Source organism: Kitasatospora sp. NPDC093558 (assembly GCF_040683475.1).
Classification (GTDB): Bacteria; Actinomycetota; Actinomycetes; order Streptomycetales; family Streptomycetaceae; genus Kitasatospora.
In genome coordinates this window covers 1-2,143 of sequence record NZ_JBFBDY010000906.1, presented here as the reverse complement: position 1 = coordinate 2,143, position 2,143 = coordinate 1, and the positions used below count along the sequence as shown (strand labels likewise).

Sequence of the window (2,143 nt, the reverse complement as noted above, 5' to 3'; positions counted from 1 at the left end):
GTCGTGTGCCGGGACCGGGCCAGCGCCTACGCCGAGGCGGTCCGCACTGCCGCCCCGGACGCGGTGCAGATCGCTGATCGCTTTCATTTGTGGCTGAACCTGTGCAAGACGGTCGAGAAGTGCGTCGTCGCGCACCGCCGCTGCCTGATCCCGCCGGAGGAGGCCCAGGACACGGTGACGGCGCCGCCGCTGCCACCGGCGGTGGAGGGCAAGCGAGCGGCAAACAACCGGCGCAACTTCGCCGCTGTGCACGAGATGTACGACAAGGGCGTCGCCATCGACGTGATCTCCAAGGCACTGCGGATGGACCGCAAGACCGTCCGCAGGTACGCCTTCGCGACCGCGGTCGAGGACCTGCTGTGCCCGCCCGGGCAAAGGCCGAACAGGCTGCAGCCCTGGGCCGAATACCTCAATATGCGCTGGCAGGAGGGCTGCACCGACAGCGGACGGCTGTTCCGCGAGCTCCGGGAACGCGGCTACCGGGGCAGCAGCCGCAGCGTCCGGCGATGGCTCGAACCCCTCCGCTCGGCCGAAGCTCCGGCGCCCAAGAGGTCCGAAGCGCCCACCGTCCGGCAGGTCGTCGGCTGGCTCACCCGCCACACACCCCGACAACCTCAGCTCCGGCCAGGCACTCCGGCTCAAGCGGATCCTGGCCGGCTGCCCCGAACTCGCCGATCTCCGAAGGCACATCAGCGACTTCGCCAAGATGATGAAGAACCTCGAAGGCCACCTCCTGCCCCGCTGGATCAAGGCGGTCGAGGGCAGCGAGCTGCCGCCATTGCACAGCTTCGCCCGCAACCTCTACAAGGACTTCGACGCCGTGACCGCCGGCCTGACCCTGCCCTACTCCAGCGGCATGGTCGAGGGACACGTAAATCGGGTCAAATTCCTCAAACGCCAAGGCTATGGCCGCGCTGGCTTCGAACTCCTCCGGCGCCGCGTCCTGCTCACCCCGTGACGGTCACTCTCGGTCATCCCGAAATGTTGATCAGATCCCGGCAGACTCCCCGACGGCGGTCAGTTGGTCTCCCCACTGGCGGACACGGAACCTCCCCAGTAGCGGACAGCTGATCTCCCCGCCGACCCACCACGCCCGTAACGCACAGTGGGCATGGTGAAGAGCGATGAGGAGATCATGGAGATTCTTGAGGCGTACGACCTCACAGGGAGTTACCGGAAGGCGGCCGAGCTGGCCGGCTGCGACCACCACACGGTCCGGCGCTATGTCCAGCTCCGGGGCCAGGGCGTCGACCCGACCGAACGGGCGGTGCGGTCGAAGCTGATCGACGACTTCCTGCCGAAGGTGGAGGAACTGGTCGAACGGTCCCGCGGCAAGGTCGGAGCCGACGCTGTTCACAAGAAGATCGTCGCGATGGGCTTCACCGGCACCGACCGCACGACCCGCCGGGCCGTCGCGGCGGCGAAGGACTCCTACCGGGCCGGGAACCGCAGGGTGTTCAGACCCTGGATCCCGGAGCCGGCGATGTGGATGCAATGGGACTGGGGGGAGGGCCCACGCATCGGCTCCCGGCGCACGAGCCTGTGGTGCGCGTGGCTGGCCTGGTCCCGGTTCCGCGTGGTCATCCCGGTGTTCGACAAGACCCTTCCGACGGTGGCGGCCTGCCTGGACGCGACGTTCCGCGCGATCGGCGGGGTGCCGACCTACTGCCTGACCGACAACGAGAAGACGGCCACGGTCGAGCACGTCGCCCGGATTGCGGTCCGCAACCCCGAGCTGGTGCCGATGGCCCGCCACTACGGCACGGTGGTGCGGACCTGCATGCCGGCCGACCCGGCCTCCAAGGGCGGGACCGAGTCGACGGTCCGGATCGCCAAGCGGGACCTGGTGCCCACGCAGGTGAACCTGCGGACCGAGTACACCGACTTCGCCGGACTGCAGGAAGCCTGCGCGGACTTCATGACGGAGGTGAACAACCGTGTCCACCGCGAGACCCGCCGGATCCCCGCCGAGCTGCTGGCCGAGGAACGTCTACGGCTGCACCCGGTGCCCGAGCAGCCGTTCACCGCCGCGTTCGGCGAGAGTCGCCGGGTCGGCAAGGACTCGACGATCTCGGTCAACTCGGTGCGCTACTCGGTCCCGCACGAGCTCGTCGAGGAGAGCGTCTGGGTCCGCTTCCACGGC

The 2,143-nt window shown here is 68.6% G+C and carries 2 protein-coding genes and 1 pseudogene; all 3 read left to right on the top strand.

The window, feature by feature from the left end; all coding sequences use genetic code 11:
- Positions 1-3: 3 nt before the first annotated feature.
- Positions 4-144 (top strand): annotated as a pseudogene (locus AB0O00_RS36795) (transposase); the annotation flags it as partial.
- Positions 145-412: 268 nt separating this feature from the next.
- Complete coding sequence (locus AB0O00_RS36790; RefSeq protein WP_363659052.1) at positions 413-958, top strand: transposase; 546 nt, start codon at positions 413-415, stop codon at positions 956-958.
- A gap of 156 nt (positions 959-1,114) precedes the next feature.
- The coding region (gene istA, locus AB0O00_RS36785; protein WP_363659051.1) for an IS21 family transposase at positions 1,115-2,143 on the top strand (1,029 nt) is incomplete at its 3' end.